General features: G+C 67.1%; 16 protein-coding genes and 1 tRNA gene. 2 read left to right on the top strand and 15 right to left on the bottom strand.

Annotated features, from left to right (window positions below; genetic code table 11):
• Positions 1-50 precede the first annotated feature (50 nt).
• Positions 51-704 (bottom strand): hypothetical protein, encoded by a 654-nt coding sequence (locus MKK54_RS16260; protein ID WP_244012231.1) that lies wholly within the window; start codon positions 702-704, stop codon positions 51-53.
• Positions 705-904: 200 nt separating this feature from the next.
• Between MKK54_RS16260 and MKK54_RS16255 the strand changes: the two genes are divergently transcribed.
• Positions 905-1,399, top strand: coding sequence for a hypothetical protein (locus MKK54_RS16255; protein WP_244012229.1), 495 nt, complete (start codon positions 905-907; stop codon positions 1,397-1,399).
• Between the two features lie 20 nt (positions 1,400-1,419).
• Here MKK54_RS16255 and MKK54_RS16250 read toward each other — a convergent pair whose 3' ends face one another.
• From MKK54_RS16250 to MKK54_RS16185, 14 genes are all read right to left on the bottom strand, one after another.
• Positions 1,420-1,629, bottom strand: coding sequence for a hypothetical protein (locus MKK54_RS16250; protein ID WP_244012228.1), 210 nt, complete (start codon positions 1,627-1,629; stop codon positions 1,420-1,422).
• 224 nt (positions 1,630-1,853) lie between these two features.
• Positions 1,854-2,120 carry a hypothetical protein gene (locus tag MKK54_RS16245; protein WP_244012227.1) on the bottom strand — a complete coding sequence of 89 codons (267 nt, stop codon included), beginning with the start codon at positions 2,118-2,120 and terminating at the stop codon, positions 1,854-1,856.
• A complete protein-coding gene (locus MKK54_RS16240; RefSeq protein ID WP_244012226.1) occupies positions 2,107-2,772 on the bottom strand; it encodes a hypothetical protein in 666 nt (221 codons plus the stop codon). The genes MKK54_RS16245 and MKK54_RS16240 overlap by 14 nt, the downstream gene beginning before the upstream one ends.
• 335 nt (positions 2,773-3,107) lie before the next feature.
• Positions 3,108-3,515: a hypothetical protein gene (locus tag MKK54_RS16235; protein WP_244012225.1), complete on the bottom strand. Its 408-nt coding sequence runs from the start codon at positions 3,513-3,515 to the stop codon at positions 3,108-3,110.
• Positions 3,505-4,923, bottom strand: a complete 1,419-nt coding sequence (locus MKK54_RS16230; RefSeq protein ID WP_244012224.1) for a phage/plasmid primase, P4 family — start codon at positions 4,921-4,923, stop codon at positions 3,505-3,507. The genes MKK54_RS16235 and MKK54_RS16230 overlap by 11 nt, the downstream gene beginning before the upstream one ends.
• Positions 4,907-5,773 carry a bifunctional DNA primase/polymerase gene (locus tag MKK54_RS16225; RefSeq protein ID WP_244012223.1) on the bottom strand — a complete coding sequence of 289 codons (867 nt, stop codon included), beginning with the start codon at positions 5,771-5,773 and terminating at the stop codon, positions 4,907-4,909. The genes MKK54_RS16230 and MKK54_RS16225 overlap by 17 nt, the downstream gene beginning before the upstream one ends.
• On the bottom strand, positions 5,770-6,153 hold the full coding sequence (locus tag MKK54_RS16220; protein ID WP_244012222.1) for a hypothetical protein: 384 nt from the start codon (positions 6,151-6,153) through the stop codon (positions 5,770-5,772). The genes MKK54_RS16225 and MKK54_RS16220 overlap by 4 nt, the downstream gene beginning before the upstream one ends.
• A gap of 213 nt (positions 6,154-6,366) precedes the next feature.
• Positions 6,367-6,594, bottom strand: a complete 228-nt coding sequence (locus MKK54_RS16215) for an excisionase family DNA-binding protein (protein WP_244012221.1) — start codon at positions 6,592-6,594, stop codon at positions 6,367-6,369.
• A gap of 118 nt (positions 6,595-6,712) precedes the next feature.
• Complete coding sequence (locus MKK54_RS16210) at positions 6,713-7,285, bottom strand: hypothetical protein (protein WP_244012219.1); 573 nt, start codon at positions 7,283-7,285, stop codon at positions 6,713-6,715.
• Entirely contained in the window at positions 7,278-8,462 is a 1,185-nt protein-coding gene (locus tag MKK54_RS16205) for a tyrosine-type recombinase/integrase (RefSeq protein ID WP_244012218.1), read from the bottom strand. The genes MKK54_RS16210 and MKK54_RS16205 overlap by 8 nt, the downstream gene beginning before the upstream one ends.
• A 136-nt stretch (positions 8,463-8,598) precedes the next feature.
• Positions 8,599-8,688: transfer RNA gene (locus MKK54_RS16200), tRNA-Ser, on the bottom strand.
• Between the two features lie 209 nt (positions 8,689-8,897).
• Positions 8,898-9,113 (bottom strand): hypothetical protein, encoded by a 216-nt coding sequence (locus MKK54_RS16195; protein WP_244012217.1) that lies wholly within the window; start codon positions 9,111-9,113, stop codon positions 8,898-8,900.
• A gap of 125 nt (positions 9,114-9,238) precedes the next feature.
• On the bottom strand, positions 9,239-11,326 hold the full coding sequence (gene mdoH, locus MKK54_RS16190; protein ID WP_244012215.1) for a glucans biosynthesis glucosyltransferase MdoH: 2,088 nt from the start codon (positions 11,324-11,326) through the stop codon (positions 9,239-9,241).
• Positions 11,327-11,415: 89 nt separating this feature from the next.
• Entirely contained in the window at positions 11,416-12,987 is a 1,572-nt protein-coding gene (locus MKK54_RS16185; RefSeq protein ID WP_244012214.1) for a glucan biosynthesis protein, read from the bottom strand.
• A gap of 293 nt (positions 12,988-13,280) precedes the next feature.
• On the opposite strand from MKK54_RS16185, the gene glmU reads away from it, so the two are divergent.
• Positions 13,281-14,648, top strand: a complete 1,368-nt coding sequence (gene glmU / locus MKK54_RS16180; protein WP_244012213.1) for a bifunctional UDP-N-acetylglucosamine diphosphorylase/glucosamine-1-phosphate N-acetyltransferase GlmU — start codon at positions 13,281-13,283, stop codon at positions 14,646-14,648.
• Positions 14,649-14,770 lie beyond the last annotated feature (122 nt).

The following is a 14,770-nucleotide window of genomic DNA, read 5'->3' as shown; positions in this document are numbered from 1 at the left end:
TCTCGCAATCGGCAGGGCCGCATATCTCAGCTAATCGAGGCACCGCAGCATTAGGGAGCGCTGCCAGCCTTCTCGCCGTTCGCTCTGCCACCGCGTTCAAGCGCGGATGCCCGAGATCGATCACTTCGCCCCGGAGGGCTCGGGTCAATGGCTCGTTTCCCTGCAGGCACTCGGCGATCTCCGACTCTATCAGCCGAAGAAGCATCTCGCCGCGCGGCGCGGTTTTGCTTGCGTTCTGCATCTTTAACTGCCTCCAGTTGGTTCGGGTCGCTAAGTTCTGTCAGGATCTCGATGACGAGTTCCTCCAGCAGGAAGTAGAGCGTCTCCGGCTTCCTCAGATCAAATCGGGATCGCGCACGGGACGGTAGACCGAGCAACTTGGATCGAATGGTTCCGAGCAGTTGCGTCACCTCGGAAATCACAGCGTTGATTTCTACCACCTCGCCTTGAGCGATGGCATTCTTCAACTCGGTCTGAATGGCGAGTGCGCGATCCTTGCGGGCGCGCTCCTGTACCGGATCTAGGAAGCCTTCTTCTGATCCCGCACCTGGTCGCAGCGCACCGAGTGCCGTCGTCAGGAACCAAGCGCCGTGCCCGCTGATTTCGCCATCGGCAGGCGTCCGCTTGAGGGCGTTTGCGATCGTGCGCCGGTCAGCGTCCAACTCCGTTGCCAGCGCATTGATCGACCACAGTCGTTTCGTCATCGGCACAAGGAAGGACCCTTAGTTGTGGTGGAGCGAATGGAAGTCGCCGCCTAGACAGAAGCCGAACTCGCGCTGACCCTCGACCCTCCGCCCCCTTAGGAAGGACCCAGGAACACTCAAAAAGCGTAGCATTTCTACAACTGTGTGCTTTTTGGGTTGTCAGTGTTCTGTATGGAGCGGTTCGGCTGTATGGTCTGTTCATGACGCCAGAGACCTACGTCACCACTATTGTTGTCCCGACACTGAAGGAAGCGCTTGCTGCGCGGGGCGATCGACGTCTGATCTATCTGGCATGCATCGCGGTCTTCCACGTCATCGACTACGTCGCCGAAGGCGATGAGGGGCGAACAAAGAAGCTTCAGAATGAGATCAAAGCCCGTGATAGTGTCGCCTTTGATCTGCTTCATCGTGCTTGCAACGGCGCAAAGCATGCAGGTGGGAAAGGCCAGAAATGGATGGTTCCAGGCACCGAGCGTGAGGCAAGGCCATTCGGGTTCGGGCCTGAATGCGGTGGTCTCGATGACGGCCGATGGGATCATGCTGGGTTGGCAGTCACCCACGATGGGCAAGAGCACTTCCTGGATGTCCCGGCGCAGCGACTGCTCCTGATCATCTGCCAGCACTGCGCAACCGAGATTGGGCCAGTCGACCTGTCGTTCCTCGACCCTGACGTCTTGGCCAGCGCTCAGCCCTAGGGTCGTGGCGCCTAGTTCGCTCACACCGGCCCCCACATCCCGCCGCGAGCCCTGTAATCCTCGGCGGTCTCTTGCAGCGTGTCAGGTGCGATGCTGCGCTCGTCCCCGTTGCCGATGCCACCAGCATCACCGGGATCGATCGGCGGCGTCCACGGGACGACAGCAGGCGCCAAGTTGACATCTGCATCGTCCGGCGCGCTGACCTCGGTGTCCTGAGTGATCTTCGGCATGGCCTGCTCCTCTGAGAGAGGAGACCGCAGCGGGGTAACCCCTCCGCCGCGATCCCCGATGGTCCCTGTACGAACAGGGGGTGCAGTCTTGCCGGCCTTCGTATCCTCCGCCCCCATGGCTCTGGATCAGGCGTAGGACAGGCTGGCTTGTCGCTATTAGGCTGACTCGTTCGCCCTCAAAGGCGCGGGTGGAGGCCCGTGAGGGTCGCCCGCGCAATCCTGTGTCAGGCCGTACGGCGCCAAAGGCTGCCATCGGCTGCGTAGCGCTCGGCGCCGACCTGGTAGGAGGCGCCGGGGGTATGAAGCTCGCGCTTCGTCTGCTCGACGGCGGATCGGGTCTGAGGGGGCTTGCCCTCGGCCTCGCGGTTCTGGGCGGACCAAGCTGCAATGCGTTCGGCCTGCGTGAGCTCGCGCTCGGAAGCGGTCGGCTCGGGCTTGCCGAGGACGCGACGCGCCCAGGCGCGATCTGCCTCGATATCAGAGCATTTCATGGACAATCCTTTGGGGAAGCGGGGCAGCGACTTCGCCCCAAATGAAGCCGGTGTCGGTGCCCAGGGCGGGCAGCTTCACGCGGTTTGCGATCGTGCTGTGCGGCTGGTCGGCCTTGCCGTTCCAACTGCAGCGGGGCTCACCAGGCGGGACGGGCTCGGCGCCGTCTGGCAGGGCGAAGTTGGCAGCCGCGATGAGCGCCGCTCCTTCGCGGATCTTCGTTAGCAGCGGCACCAAGCGCTGCGCTTCGGTGACGTACTCGTCAGCCAGCTTGGCGACCTCGGCTGAGGCCTTCATGGCCTTGCGATGAAGCTCCTTGCGGCGCTTCTGCTCGGCCTCGTGATCGGTTTTGGCCTGAGCTTCGGCGATTACTGCAGCGGCGTGTTGAGCATTCGCCTGCAGCACCCGAATGCGAGCGAGTTCGATACGTGCATCGAGGTCTGCAACGTCTTGGGGTGAACCACTCAACAGAACGTCGTGACGGCTTGCCAACAGCCCATCGCCTTCAAGCGTGGCACGCTCGCCCTCCGCGAAGATCTGTGCCGCAGTCCGAACGCCGGTGGAGGCTGTGTTGGCCTCGGGTTGTGGGCGGCCGAGGCTGACGACCGGGTGAAGGGTGTTCGCTTCGCGGACGTTGACGGTGGGGAGGCTCATGCGGATTTCCTCAGGCTGCTTGACGGAGGGCGGGAGCGGCCGGCGGCGTGCGGGGACCGTCGCCGTCCAGATCGGGCAGCGCCACACCGTCAGCCAGCAGCTGAGCGCGTACTGTTCGGCGCACGTATTCACTGATGGAAACGCGGTTCATTCGTGCCGCGCGTACAACGGCATCAGACAAGCCGCGCTCTGCACGGAAGCGAACAGCCTCTGGAAAAGTCATGGAACGAGCGGCGGTCTGCACGACGGGCTCCTCGGGTGAAGCTTTAGGTGTGCAGACCGTGCCCCATTAGGGGTGTTCAGGACCACAGATAGCTTCGGGATATTCGGAGGTTTCAAGCAGATCTCGCCCAGTCCTTGAGCAAGTTATCTAGGCCGAGACGCTGGAAATACGTCGCCACGTCCACCTGCGACCGGCTTCCAGCAAGGTAGGCCTTCAGCGCTCGGCTATCGTCGTCGAGGAACATCGTCAGGGCCACTCGGCTCACGACCCATGAGCCCCCGCCGACGCGCCGTCCGATGTTGTGGTTCAGGCACCAGAGCCGGACGGTGTCGACTGACTTGCCGGCAACCTTGGCGGCTTGGGACAAAGACAGACCTTCGCGGCGGTCGAAGGGGATGAGGCAGCGATTGGCCACCTCACCCGGAGCCGATGATGAGGTTTGACGAGGGTTCTCCGTATACCCCTCATATGCGCGCCCGCGCCTGTGCGTGCAGTACGGGAGATGCTCATCAATCCTCATCACGTCCTCCCTGAGCGGGGTCGACGCGCACCTCGACGCCGGCAAAGCCTCGTGCCCTGGTGCCCAATCCAGTCGGAACGTTGAGAAGCTTCTTGAAGCCGCGCTTCTCAAAGTTTTCGGAGAACGCTTTCAGTGAGCCAACGGCCTCGTTGTTACCAAAGGCGTATTTCGACCAGGAATCGAACAGCTCCTTCGTCGTCGCCTTCCGGTATGGATTGCTGCGATCAACGATGCACCGTTCTTCAAGCCACTGGCTGAAGGTGTCCTGCGCGGTGAAGTACTCGTCGGTGGCATCCTTCACGACGTCGGGGCGCACGAGCCGGTTGGCCTGCCAGTCCAGGCAGCCCTCGATCATCCAGCGCAGGATCGCCGGCCACTCGGCCTTCAGCTTCTCCTCGAGGCGCGGGTCCGGCACCGCCGGCTTGAACAGGAAGGGCAGAAGGTTGAACCGGCGCCGGGCGGCATCATCGACGCTCGACAGCCCCGGCTTGTTGTTGCCGATGATGAGGAGCTTCAGCACCGGCATGAACTCGAACTCGTCCTGGCGCATGTAGCGGGCGCGCATGACGTCGCCGCCCGTGAGTTGCTTGATGCGGCTCTCGGCCCACTGGCGCCCCTGCTCGGTCTCGGATGCCGTGACGAGGCGGGCCCCGCGCAGGGCCGCGATCTCGGTCGGGTGCCGGTCGTGCTTGGCTGCCGTGAAGGTCTCCATCGCGGCGTTCAGGGCGTAGTCGTTGAGGATTCCGGCCAGGACGTGGATCAGCACGCCCTTGCCGTTGCCGCCACCACCGAAGGCGAAGCACAGGGCTTGCTCGCTGGTGTCGCCGGTCAGGCAGTACCCGGCCCACTGCTGGATGAACCGGATGTAGCCCGCATCGCCTTGCGTGACGTCCTGCAGGAACTGGAACCAGGTCGGGCAGTCCGGTGCCTCGGCCGGCGTCACCGCCGTCAGCTTCGTGATGCGCTCCTCACGCCGGGCCTCGCGCAGATCACCGGTGCGCAGGTCCACGGTCCCGCCTGGCGTGCCGAGGAGCCAGGGATCGGAATCCCAGCCCTCGATCGTGACGGCGAAGACGGGATCGACGCGAGAGAACTTTTCAACGCCACCCGCAAAGCTCGTCTTCGAAGCGATGAACCGGGTCTTCGGGTCCTCGTCCGCGCAGAGTTCGCGGGCAAGCTCTCGCGCCCACTGAAACGCCTTGCCCTGACGGTTCGGAACCCAAGCGGCGCCGGTCCACTCGTGCCACTTGCCGGTGTCGTGGCAAAACAGCAGCTCGCCGCTGTAGCGCTCGGCAAACTGCCGGGCGGCGTGGTCCTCGGTGAGCAGGTCGCCGTTGCTACCCGCGCGGGCGCCTCGGCCTTGACTGAACTCCGACAGGTTCAGAATGTCCTCAAGGCCGGCTGCCATTGCGCGCCTCCCTTCGCTTGAGTTCCTTGCGGGCAATGGAGCCGACCGTCTTCGTCACCTCCTCGGTCCTCAGGGGCGGGCTGCATCGGGTCGCGTTCCAGGCCTGCACCAACTCGTGTGCCACCTCGGGATCGACGTAACGGCGCAGAAGGTGGCCAGTCAGGCGAGAGACCGCCGTGTTGCGGCCACCGTCCGAAACGCCCTCGGCGACAAAGCGGCGCCACTCGGCAGGTGCGCGCGCGGCGCGCAGGTTCGGCTGCTTCAGAGCCTCAACCATCCAGTCCGGCATTGGCGCTGGCACCACCTCGTCGGGGTGATGGTCGACGGACCATTCATAGGACCGCCCCGAACGGTGCAGGCTGGACGGGGCGACGATGTAGCCGCCGGTCCCGCGCACATCGAGGCCGGGCGCGAGGCCGCCGTTGTCGCCCGCGCTGTTGCGGATCTCGACCCCGGCCGGCGGCTTGAAGAAGATGTGCTCGCCACCGCCGCCCGTGATGGAGCGGCAGGTCTCCGGCAAGGGTCCGTGCTCTGCCTCCAGGGCGCGAAGGCTATCGTCACCGCCATGGCGCGGGTCGACATCGAGTACGATGGTGCTGCCCGTCACCAGCCCCAGATTGGCGATGGGAGCCACCGTGAACCAGTGGCGGATCACGTCCTCCTGGTTCGTCGCGCTGTTCAGCCCGCGCGGCGCCAGCTTCGCCATGGGATGCTTGCCGGCGTCGTCGCAGTCTGGCTTGCCGCAGGTGCAGGTGAGGGTGCCGTCTGCGTCCGCGCGCATGCCGTGGAGCGGGAACACCCGTCCGCCTCGGCTGGCGAGGTAAAGGGCGGCTTCTAGGCGATCACTCATGAGTGCGCCTCCACCGCCCGACGAAGGGCGCGCTCGATCTCCGATTCCCCGCCGGTCCTGCTGCGCTCATAGACCCAGCGGCACACGTCCTCTGGCTCGTCGGTGTCGAGGTCCGGCAGGCCCATGCTGAAGACGCGCAGACGAACGCCTTGCCGTACCTGACGGACGGCTGTGTACCAGCGCAGGCCCGGCGTGAGCGGATTGCCGGGATGCAGGAGGTGAATCGTCTCGACCTCGGCCGGCGAGGCGAGTCGGATGCGATGGTTCCGATCCGGCCGGCGCTCAAAGAAGCGGGCATCGGCCTGGATGCTCGCCTCGTTCTCGACCGTGAGGCGCTTCAGCCGACGCTGGACTGAGCGGGAGAGCGTGCTGATGCTCATGCGCGGCTCCCCCATGTCTCGGGGACCGCATAAGCTTGCTCGGCAATAACGCTGGCGTGAGCAAGGCTCAGCCCAAGACGAGCGGCAAGCTTTTTGGCTTGATAGAAACGGGGCTGAGATGCTAAGGAAAAGTTGTCTGCCTGCGAAGCGACAACACTATTTCCAAAGCCCTCGCCCTGGCCGGCGGGGGTTTTGACGTTCTGAGGCATGTCCTTATGCGACCTCCATCTCAAGAGACGCGAGGAACCCGCGCAGGCTGTCGGCCGGGATGAGCGTGCGGCTTCCGACCTTGATCGTCCGCAGCTTCTTATCTGCGACCAACGCATAGAGCGTGGTACGGCCGAGGCCAGTCGCGTACAGCGCCTCGGATATAGTGTAGGCAAGCTTCTCCGGTGACGCGCGCAGGTCTCCCTGTGGCGCCTGAACTGCGTGAAAGTTCATGGCGATGTCCAATATTGTCCGCTGGCGTTCCAGCGAAATTAATGTGGCTTACACCTCTTGAAGTGTCACGCCGTCGATTTGCGCCATCTTGAAGACGGCGTTTCTTTTTACGCCGCCTTCAAGACGGCGTTCTACGACTTATGCGTTTGCCCAGAGCATCCTGTTTTATACCTTTGTGGCCACCCGCTTCGAGAGCTTCGTTCAGACGCCTTTCGATCTTGCCAGCGATTTTGAACGGATAGTTCAATAAGGCGGCGTACTTTGCCAAAGCCTCATCGATAGTAGCGTCAATTATCACCTCACGGGGCGATAGCTTTTTACGAGCCCGAGCCTCTTCGGCACGGGCAAGTTCCGCGTATCTCATACTGCTGTCTGAAACTGCAGCCCTACTCAATCCGGAAAAGAACCCGCGTGTAATGAAGTCTAGACTATGAACTAGAATTTTGGCATCCCTAGGACTTAAATCTTCTAGGGTCGATAGTACATTTAACAAATAATGCTTTCCGTGCTCAAGATTTTCCAGAGCGATTGCGGCATCCGCAGCATCCGCCTCTGTTTTATGAGGTGCATTGCCAAAGCGTTTTAGCAATTCTTCGACACGTTCAATGCTGCGCTTGATAGACGTCTTTCGATAAGCATAGATGTCATCGAATGTGAATTCCGGGTCTTCTGGGACGTTTTTATCAGCCACAGAACTTACTCCAAGCGTCCATCAACTCGCGTCGCTTCTGAAGCAGATCGCCGCGCCGGTACGCCGCCTCGACCTTGTCCGACACGATGTGCGCCAGCGCCATCTCTACGACCTCGGACGCGAAGGTTGTCGTCTCGGCGGCCCAATCGCGGAACGTGGACCGGAAGCCGTGAACCGTGAGGTCCGGCCGATCCATCCGCTTCAGCAGTTCCAGCATCGCCATGTTGGAGAGGGGCTTGCCCCGCCGGGTGCCCGGGAACACGAAGGGACCGCCAGAGGGGCCTGCCAGAGCATTGAGGAGATCCATGGCGGCCGCCGACAGCGGCACGCGGTGCTCGCGGCCGCCCTTCATCCGCTCCTTCGGGATCGTCCACATGGCCGTCGCCAGATCGATCTCAGACCACCGCGCGCCGATAATCTCGGCAGTACGCGTCGCCGTCAGGATGGCGAACTCCAGCGCACGGGCTGCGATGGCATCCCGCGATCGCAGGTCGGTCATGAACCTGGAGATCTCGGCATAGGGCAGAGCGGCATGGTGCTGGACCCGCCGCACCTTGGAGCGCTTCGGCAGGAGGTTCTGAAGGTGCCCCTTCCAACGGGCCGGGTTCTCACCGCGCCGATAGCTGCGCGTCGTCGCCCAGTCCAAGATAGCCTCAATGCGCCCTCGCACACGGCTCGCCGTCTCGGACTTCGTCGCCCAGATCGGCTCGATGGCCCTCATCACGAGGCCGGTGTCGACCGCCTGGACGGGCAGATCACCGAAGGCAGGGTTGGCATAGGTGTCGAGTGTTGCCTGCCACTGACTCGCGTGCTTCGCGTTGCGCCAGCCAGCCTTGTGCGACTCGATGTAGGCCAGGGCGCATTCAGCGAAGGTCATGGCCTTCGCGGCTTCCAGTCGGGCTTCCCCACGCTGGACCTGCCGCGCCTCGATCGGATCGATGCCCTCGGCGCACAGCTTCCGGCAGGCCAAGGCCCTCTCGCGCGCCTCGGCCAGGGTGAAGGTCGAGAAGGACCCCAGGCCCATCTCTCGCGACCGCCCGTTCAGGGTGAAGCGGAAGATCCAGCTTTTGGCCCCGGCGCCTGAGACCTGAAGCCATAGGCCACCGCCGTCGCCGTACATGCCGGCGGCCTTGGCTCGGCCTGCCGTCAGGGCACTGAGCTTCCCCGGCGCCGCCATCCTTCCCCCGCTTCTACCCACATCCGAAACGCGGATTGTGGCGCACGGGAGCGGACGCTGGCAACCACCAGTTCCGGTAAAATCAATTGAATTCGGTGACTTAGTGGACGCTAGCGAACGGTCCTGAACGCCACGTTGGCGGAAGGGGTGGGATTCGAACCCACGGTGGAGTTGCCCCCACGGCGGTTTTCAAGACCGCTGCCTTAAACCACTCGGCCACCCTTCCAAACCCTTGCAGAAGCAAAATAATTTGCCTCTGCCGAAGCACCGGGGAATGGCCCGTTGCTACCGATTTGCGACCCAATCAACCGGAAGCCCTGTCTATGGCCGCGCGCGGGGCGGCGTCAACCTTCGCCCGGGCGCGTGCCGCCCCCGATCCGGACCGCGGTCGGGAGGCGCGCGCGGTGGTGAGGGAACCGCCCCACGCGCCGCCGCTCACGCCGCGTGGGCGAGGCCGAGACGGCCGCTGTCGCAGGCAGGGCAGTGACAGGCGGGAATGTCGGCTCCGTCGGCGCCATACTCGTGCTCGCATTCCAGGCAGCGCATCACGTAGCCCGTCCGGGCGTGATCCGTCCCCGTCCCGCCGGTGTTCCTCAGGACCATCTGGTCGTTGACGTTCACGTAGCCCAGTTCGGTCGTTCCGCTCGGCATGTGATCTCCTCCCGATGCCTCGACAGGTCTTCGTCGCCTGCGGGGCAAAGGTGTCGCGCGATCGGGTTACCGATTGGTGAGCGGATTTCTCCGGGCGCCGTCGCCGGGATTGAAGCGCTTCGCCTTCAGGGCGCGAGGCGCGTGAGGCGGTCGAGGAGGGCGCGATCGTGCAGCAGGGCCATGCGCTCCTTCGGGGTGAGCCAGGCCCGGGCCTCGCCGATCCGGTCCGCCTCCACCACCTTGGCCTGGGCGAGCGCCCGGTCGGGGTCGATCGCGCCGCGGGGGCGCGGGGCGGCCTCCGGCAGCATGCGGGCATGGGCCTGCGCGAGGCCCGCATCGGCGTGGAGGGCCGCCAGGGCGTCCGCGTCGTCGAGGCCGGCCTCGGCGTTGCGGCGGCTCAGGGCGCCGGCTTGCACGGCGATGGCGGGGGGCGTGCGCTCCTCCGGGGTCATCAGCAGGCCGAGGCGCTTCAGGGCGAGGCCGAGGCCGAGCTGCCCGCTCGCCCAGGAGATCGGGATCGCCAGCACGAGGCCCAGGATGGTCGGCGACATCCAGAGGAACAGCGAGGTGGCGATGGCGAAGGCCGCCACGCCCGTGACGAGCCCCAGCGCCATGTGCCAGCGGTGGCGCCGGACGATGTCGGACCAGGGGATCGAGCCGTCGTCGCGCCGCTGCGGGTTCCAGCCGGTGTCGCGCCCGAGCAGGATCTGGAACACCGAGCCCGACTGGATCAGCATCGCGATCGGCGCGATCAGGGCCGAGAGCAGGATCTCGATCAGGCTCGACAGGACGAGGCGGACGGCCCCGCCGCAGGCCCGGCGCACCGGTCCGTCGATCAGCGCCAGGATCAGTCCCAAAAACTTCGGGGCGAGCAGGATGCCCATGGTGAGCCCGAAGAGCTGCAGCGCGCGCACGGGGTCGAAGCGCGGCCAGACCGGGTAGAGCCCGAACTCGGAGGTGAAGTATTCGGGCCGGACATAGGCCGTCTGCAGCACCAGGGCGATGCCGACCACGAGCTGCGCGAGCCAGAGGGGCGAGGCGACGTAGCCGGCGATGCCCGTGGCGAAGTGCTGGCGCGAGGCGGTTTTGAGGCCGGCGGCCCCGATGATGCGGCTGTGCTGGAGGTTGCCTTGCGCCCAGCGCCGGTCGCGCACGGCGACATCGATGAGCGAGGGCGGGCTCTCCTCGTAGGAGCCGGGCAGCGCCGGCAGCATGGTCACGCTCCAGCCGGCGCGCCGGATCAGCGCGGCCTCCACGAAGTCGTGGGAGAGCACGTGGCCACCGAAGGGCGGCTTGCCCTTCAGGTCGGGCAATCCGCAGGCCGCCGCGAAGGCTCGGGTGCGGATGATGGCGTTGTGGCCCCAGTAATTGCCGTCTCGGCCGGACCAGACCGAGAGACCGGTGGCGATGACCGGCCCGTAGATGCGCGCGGCGAATTGCTGGACGCGGGCGAAGAGCGTGTTGCGGTTGATGATCAGCGGCAGCGACTGGATGATGCCGGAATCCGGGTCCGCCTCCATGGCGGCGGCGAGATGCACGACGCAAGGCCCCGTCATCAGGCTGTCGGCGTCGAGCACCAGCATGTGGTCGTAGGCCCCGCCCCAGCGCGAGACGAAGTCGCCGATGTTGCCGGCCTTGCGGTGGTGGTTCTTCGCCCGGTGCCGGTAGTGGAGTCGGGCCTCTGGCCCCCAGCGGGCGCGCAGGTCGAGGAAGGCGCGCTCCTCGGCGACCCAGGCGTCCCCTTGCGTCGAATCCGACAGCACGAAGTAGTCGAAGGCCGCGCCCAGACCCGTGGCGTCGATCTCGGCGCGCATCGCCTCGACGCCCGCGAAGGTGCGGGCGGTGGCCTCGTTGTAGACCGGCATCACCACGGCCGTGCGGGTGGTCAGGCGCGCCGGCAGGGCAGGGGCCTTCTGCCCGCGCAGGAGCACGAGGAAGCCCAGGATCGCGCCCATGAAGGCCAGCGCGATCCAGGAGAAGTTCAGGGTGAAGAGCGCCAGCAGCACGTATTGCAGCGCCGTGGTGCCGCCGGAGACCGCCACCACCTCGTACATCTGCATCGCGCCGTAGGCGGTGAGCCCGGCCGCCCCGCCGAAGACGAAGCCGCGGGCGAGCCAGGGCTTGCCGTGCCGGACCGCCGGTCCGTGGCCGGACTTCGCGTCCCAGCGCGCGAGGTCCTGCACCGGCATCGGCAGCGGCGACTCGAGGGGCATCGCGGGCGCGAAGGGCGCGGAGACCGGGCAAGAATCCGGGCGAGAATCCGGGAGCGGGGCGGTCGCCTCGGCGGGGAGCGTGGGTGCGTTCACGGGGTCCAACGGTAGAGCCAGGTTTCGGTGAGGAGCGTGTCGGCGCGCTGCAGGGAGAGCCGCAATTCGCAGGATTTCTCGCCCTTGGGGTCGAGTTCGAAGGCGACCCGCAGGGTATTGCGCTCGGGGTAGCGGTAGAGGGTGCTCGTCGTGATCGCGCCGGAGGCCGCGCCGAGCTGGGTCCGGACGTCACCGGGCGCCGCCAGCCCCTCCCCGGTGAAGTCCACGAGGAACAGGCGGCGGTTCTCGCCGCCGCGCCCGCTGCGGGTGCCCGAGACCTGCGCCACGCGCGGCGGCTCGGGCGGCTGCCAGCACCAGTGCTGGCGATAGCTGAACGGCATCTCGGCCCCGGCCGCGAGGGTCGCCTTGGGGCGCCAATAGGCCAGGACGTTCTCGTTGAACTCGGAATCGCTCGGGATTTCCAGGAGCGTCACCGTGCCCGGTCCCCAGGCGCCCAGGGGCTCGAGCCAGAGCGAGGGCCGCCACTCCCAGTGCTGCACGTCGTCCTGGAAGGCGGCGTAGTCGCGCGCGCGCTGCATCAGCCCGAAGCCCTTCGGGTTCTCGTCCATGAAGGAGGAGATCTGCAGGGTCTCGGGGTTGCGCACCGGTCGCCAGATCGCCTCGCCGGAGCCCGTGCGGATCTGCAGGCCGCCGCTGGACGAGGCGCCCGCGCGGGCATCGTCCGCCCCGCGCCGGTCGTGCGGGCCGAAGAGGTAGCTCGTGGTCATGCCGCCGAGACCCAGGTGGTCGATGGCCGCCCGGGCGAAGACCGTCCCCTCGACGTCGCAGAGCGAGGTGTCGCCGGGGCGCAGGCTCATGCGCAGGGCCGCCGTGGCGGAGGGCGAATCCACCAGCGCGTGCAGGACGAGGGGACCGCCGGGACCCGGCCGCTCGATCCAGATCGCGCGGAACTCGGGGAATTCCTCGCCCTTCGCGTCGGCGGGGCGCAGGGTCAGCGCCCGTGCCGTCACGCCGAAGCCCTGGCCGGTGGCCAGCAGGCGGAAGAACGAGGCCCCCTGGAACATCGCGAAATCGCTGAGTTCGCCGCCCCGGAAGCGGGCACGGATGCGGAAGCCCGAATAGCCCGGATCCTCCTTGAAGGCCGGCAGCGCGACCCCTTCCGTCTCGAACCGGGCCGGATCGTAGGGCAGGGCGCGCACGGTGCCCTCCTCCACCAGGGCCAGCGCGACCCGCGAGCGGAAGACCGAGCCGCGATGCAGGGGCTCGAGGGTGAAGCCGAGCCCGGCCTCGGCCCAGACCGCGCTGCCGGGCCGGGTGCGGATGGCGGCGTACTGCTCGCGGTTGAGCCCGGTCAGGGCATCGGGCAGGTCGTCGGTGCGCGGCGCCGCGTAGGCGCGCTTCGCCAGCGCCCGGGCGAGATCGGTGACGAGGCCGGGCTGGAAGGGCGTGCCGTCGGCGGGCAGGGCCGGGGCCTCGTCGGCGCGGGCGGGCGAGGGCAGGGCGCAGAGCCCGCCGGCCAGGGCCGCGAGGCCGGCCCGCACGAGAACGGTGCGGCGGCTGGGGCAGGCCGATGGGTCGTCGAGGAAATCCGGGTTCGGCGGCGTCATCGGGTCCGTCTGGTCGGCGCGAACGCGCGTGGAGGCCAAGGGGCCCAGGGTACGAGGCTACGGGGTGTTTACCATGTCGAGCCCTGAACCGGGGGTTAAGCCGTCCCGGACCTCACCGGTCAACGCCGCAGGGCTCCGGAGCGTTCGTTTCGGCGCACATGCCGGTGCAGGCGCCGGTCTCCGCGAAGACTTCGAAGCGCCCGCCGGACTTGAAAGAGCCCTGTCCGCGCTTTAGCCGCGAGGACAACGACCGTTCGCCCCGTGGCGACCCCTCGATGACGGACCAGACGACCATGACTTCAGCGCGCAGTCTCACCGCCATCGTGCTCGCCGCCGGCAAGGGCACGCGGATGCGCTCGGACCGGCCGAAGGTGCTGCACCGGATCGCCGGCCGGACGATGCTGGGCCACGTGCTGGCCGCCGCGCGCGAGGCCGGGGCCAGCCGCATCGCCGTGGTGGTGGAGCCGGGCCAGGCGGAGGTCGCCCACGAGATCGCGGCCCTGGCGCCGGGGGCGGACGTCTTCCCCCAGGCCGAGCGCCTCGGCACCGCGCACGCGGTGCTGGCCGCCCGGGCCGCCTTGGAGGCGGGCGACGACGACGTGGTGATCGCCTTCGGCGACACGCCCCTGATCACCGCCGCCACCCTCGCCCGCCTGCGCGCGCCGCTCAGCCAGGGCGCGGCCGTGGCGGTGCTGGCCTTCGAGACGCCGAACCCGGCCGGCTACGGCCGCGTGCTGACGGCGGGCGAGCGCGTGCTGGCGATCCGCGAGGAGAAGGATGCGAGCGCGGACGAGCGCGCCGTCACCCTGTGCAATGCCGGGCTGATGGCGCTGTCCGGCGCCCATGCGCTCGCCCTCCTCTCCCGCATCGGCAACGCCAACGCGGCGGGCGAATACTACCTCCCCGACGCGGTCGCGCTCGCGGTCGCGGACGGTCTTGCGGTCGCGGTGGTGCCCGTCGCGGAAGCCGAGGCGCAAGGGGTCAACGACCGGGTCCAGCTCTCGGTGGCCGAGGCCGAGATCCAGGGGCGCCTGCGCCGCGCGGCGCAGGTGGCGGGCGCGACGCTGATCGCGCCCGAGACCGTTTTCTTCAGTTTCGACACGGTGTTGGGACGTGACGTTCTCGTAGAACCTCACGTGGTGTTCGGGCCGAACGTGACGGTCGGCGACGGTTGCGTGGTGCATGCCTTCTCGCATCTCGAGGGCGCCACCCTGGCGGCCGGCGTGCAGATCGGCCCCTATGCGCGCCTGCGTCCCGGCGCGGTGCTGGAGACGGGCGCCCGCATCGGTAACTTCGTCGAGGTCAAGAACGCCCGGATGGGGGCCGGCGCCAAGGCCAACCACCTCACCTATGTGGGCGATGCCGAGGTGGGTGCTGGCGCCAATCTCGGGGCCGGCACCATCACCTGCAATTATGACGGGGTGAACAAGCACCGCACCGAGATCGGGGCGGGGGCCTTCATCGGCTCGAACACCGCCCTCGTCGCCCCCGTGCGCGTCGGCGCGGGCGCCATCGTGGGCGCGGGCTCGGTGATCGCCGCGGAGGTGCCGGAGGACGCGCTCGCGGTGTCGCGGGGGCGCCAGCGCAACGTGGCGGGCTGGGCACCGGGCAAGCGCGCCGCGCTCCAGGCCGAGAAGGCGGCGCGGGCGAAAAAACCGTAAACCATCCCGGCACTTGGCGGACACTGGGCCGGTCCCGTCCAGGAGCGCGCAAGCCCCCGTTCAGGATTGCGCGGGCAGGCTGCCCGCCAGATTGGCCGGAGGAAGCGGCGCGTGGCTGGCGC

This window comes from Methylobacterium sp. J-068, from assembly GCF_022829445.1.
In the GTDB taxonomy this organism is placed as follows: Bacteria; Pseudomonadota; Alphaproteobacteria; order Rhizobiales; family Beijerinckiaceae; genus Methylobacterium.
The sequence above is the reverse complement of the archived record's forward strand: the minus strand, read 5'-3'. Positions and strand labels throughout refer to the sequence as shown.

Excerpts from the sequence above, each read along its gene's own strand:
- MKK54_RS16260 (WP_244012231.1), bottom strand. The coding sequence starts at position 704 with ATGACGAAACGACTGTGGTCGATCAATGCGCTGGCAACGGAGTTGGAC.
- MKK54_RS16255 (WP_244012229.1), top strand. The coding sequence starts at position 905 with ATGACGCCAGAGACCTACGTCACCACTATTGTTGTCCCGACACTGAAG.
- MKK54_RS16250 (WP_244012228.1), bottom strand. The coding sequence starts at position 1,629 with ATGCCGAAGATCACTCAGGACACCGAGGTCAGCGCGCCGGACGATGCA.
- MKK54_RS16245 (WP_244012227.1), bottom strand. The coding sequence starts at position 2,120 with ATGAAATGCTCTGATATCGAGGCAGATCGCGCCTGGGCGCGTCGCGTC.
- MKK54_RS16240 (WP_244012226.1), bottom strand. The coding sequence starts at position 2,772 with ATGAGCCTCCCCACCGTCAACGTCCGCGAAGCGAACACCCTTCACCCG.
- MKK54_RS16235 (WP_244012225.1), bottom strand. The coding sequence starts at position 3,515 with ATGAGGATTGATGAGCATCTCCCGTACTGCACGCACAGGCGCGGGCGC.
- MKK54_RS16230 (WP_244012224.1), bottom strand. The coding sequence starts at position 4,923 with ATGGCAGCCGGCCTTGAGGACATTCTGAACCTGTCGGAGTTCAGTCAA.
- MKK54_RS16225 (WP_244012223.1), bottom strand. The coding sequence starts at position 5,773 with ATGAGTGATCGCCTAGAAGCCGCCCTTTACCTCGCCAGCCGAGGCGGA.
- MKK54_RS16220 (WP_244012222.1), bottom strand. The coding sequence starts at position 6,153 with ATGAGCATCAGCACGCTCTCCCGCTCAGTCCAGCGTCGGCTGAAGCGC.
- MKK54_RS16215 (WP_244012221.1), bottom strand. The coding sequence starts at position 6,594 with ATGAACTTTCACGCAGTTCAGGCGCCACAGGGAGACCTGCGCGCGTCA.
- MKK54_RS16205 (WP_244012218.1), bottom strand. The coding sequence starts at position 8,462 with ATGGCGGCGCCGGGGAAGCTCAGTGCCCTGACGGCAGGCCGAGCCAAG.
- MKK54_RS16195 (WP_244012217.1), bottom strand. The coding sequence starts at position 9,113 with ATGCCGAGCGGAACGACCGAACTGGGCTACGTGAACGTCAACGACCAG.
- mdoH (WP_244012215.1), bottom strand. The coding sequence starts at position 11,326 with ATGCCCCTCGAGTCGCCGCTGCCGATGCCGGTGCAGGACCTCGCGCGC.
- MKK54_RS16185 (WP_244012214.1), bottom strand. The coding sequence starts at position 12,987 with ATGACGCCGCCGAACCCGGATTTCCTCGACGACCCATCGGCCTGCCCC.
- glmU (WP_244012213.1), top strand. The coding sequence starts at position 13,281 with ATGACTTCAGCGCGCAGTCTCACCGCCATCGTGCTCGCCGCCGGCAAG.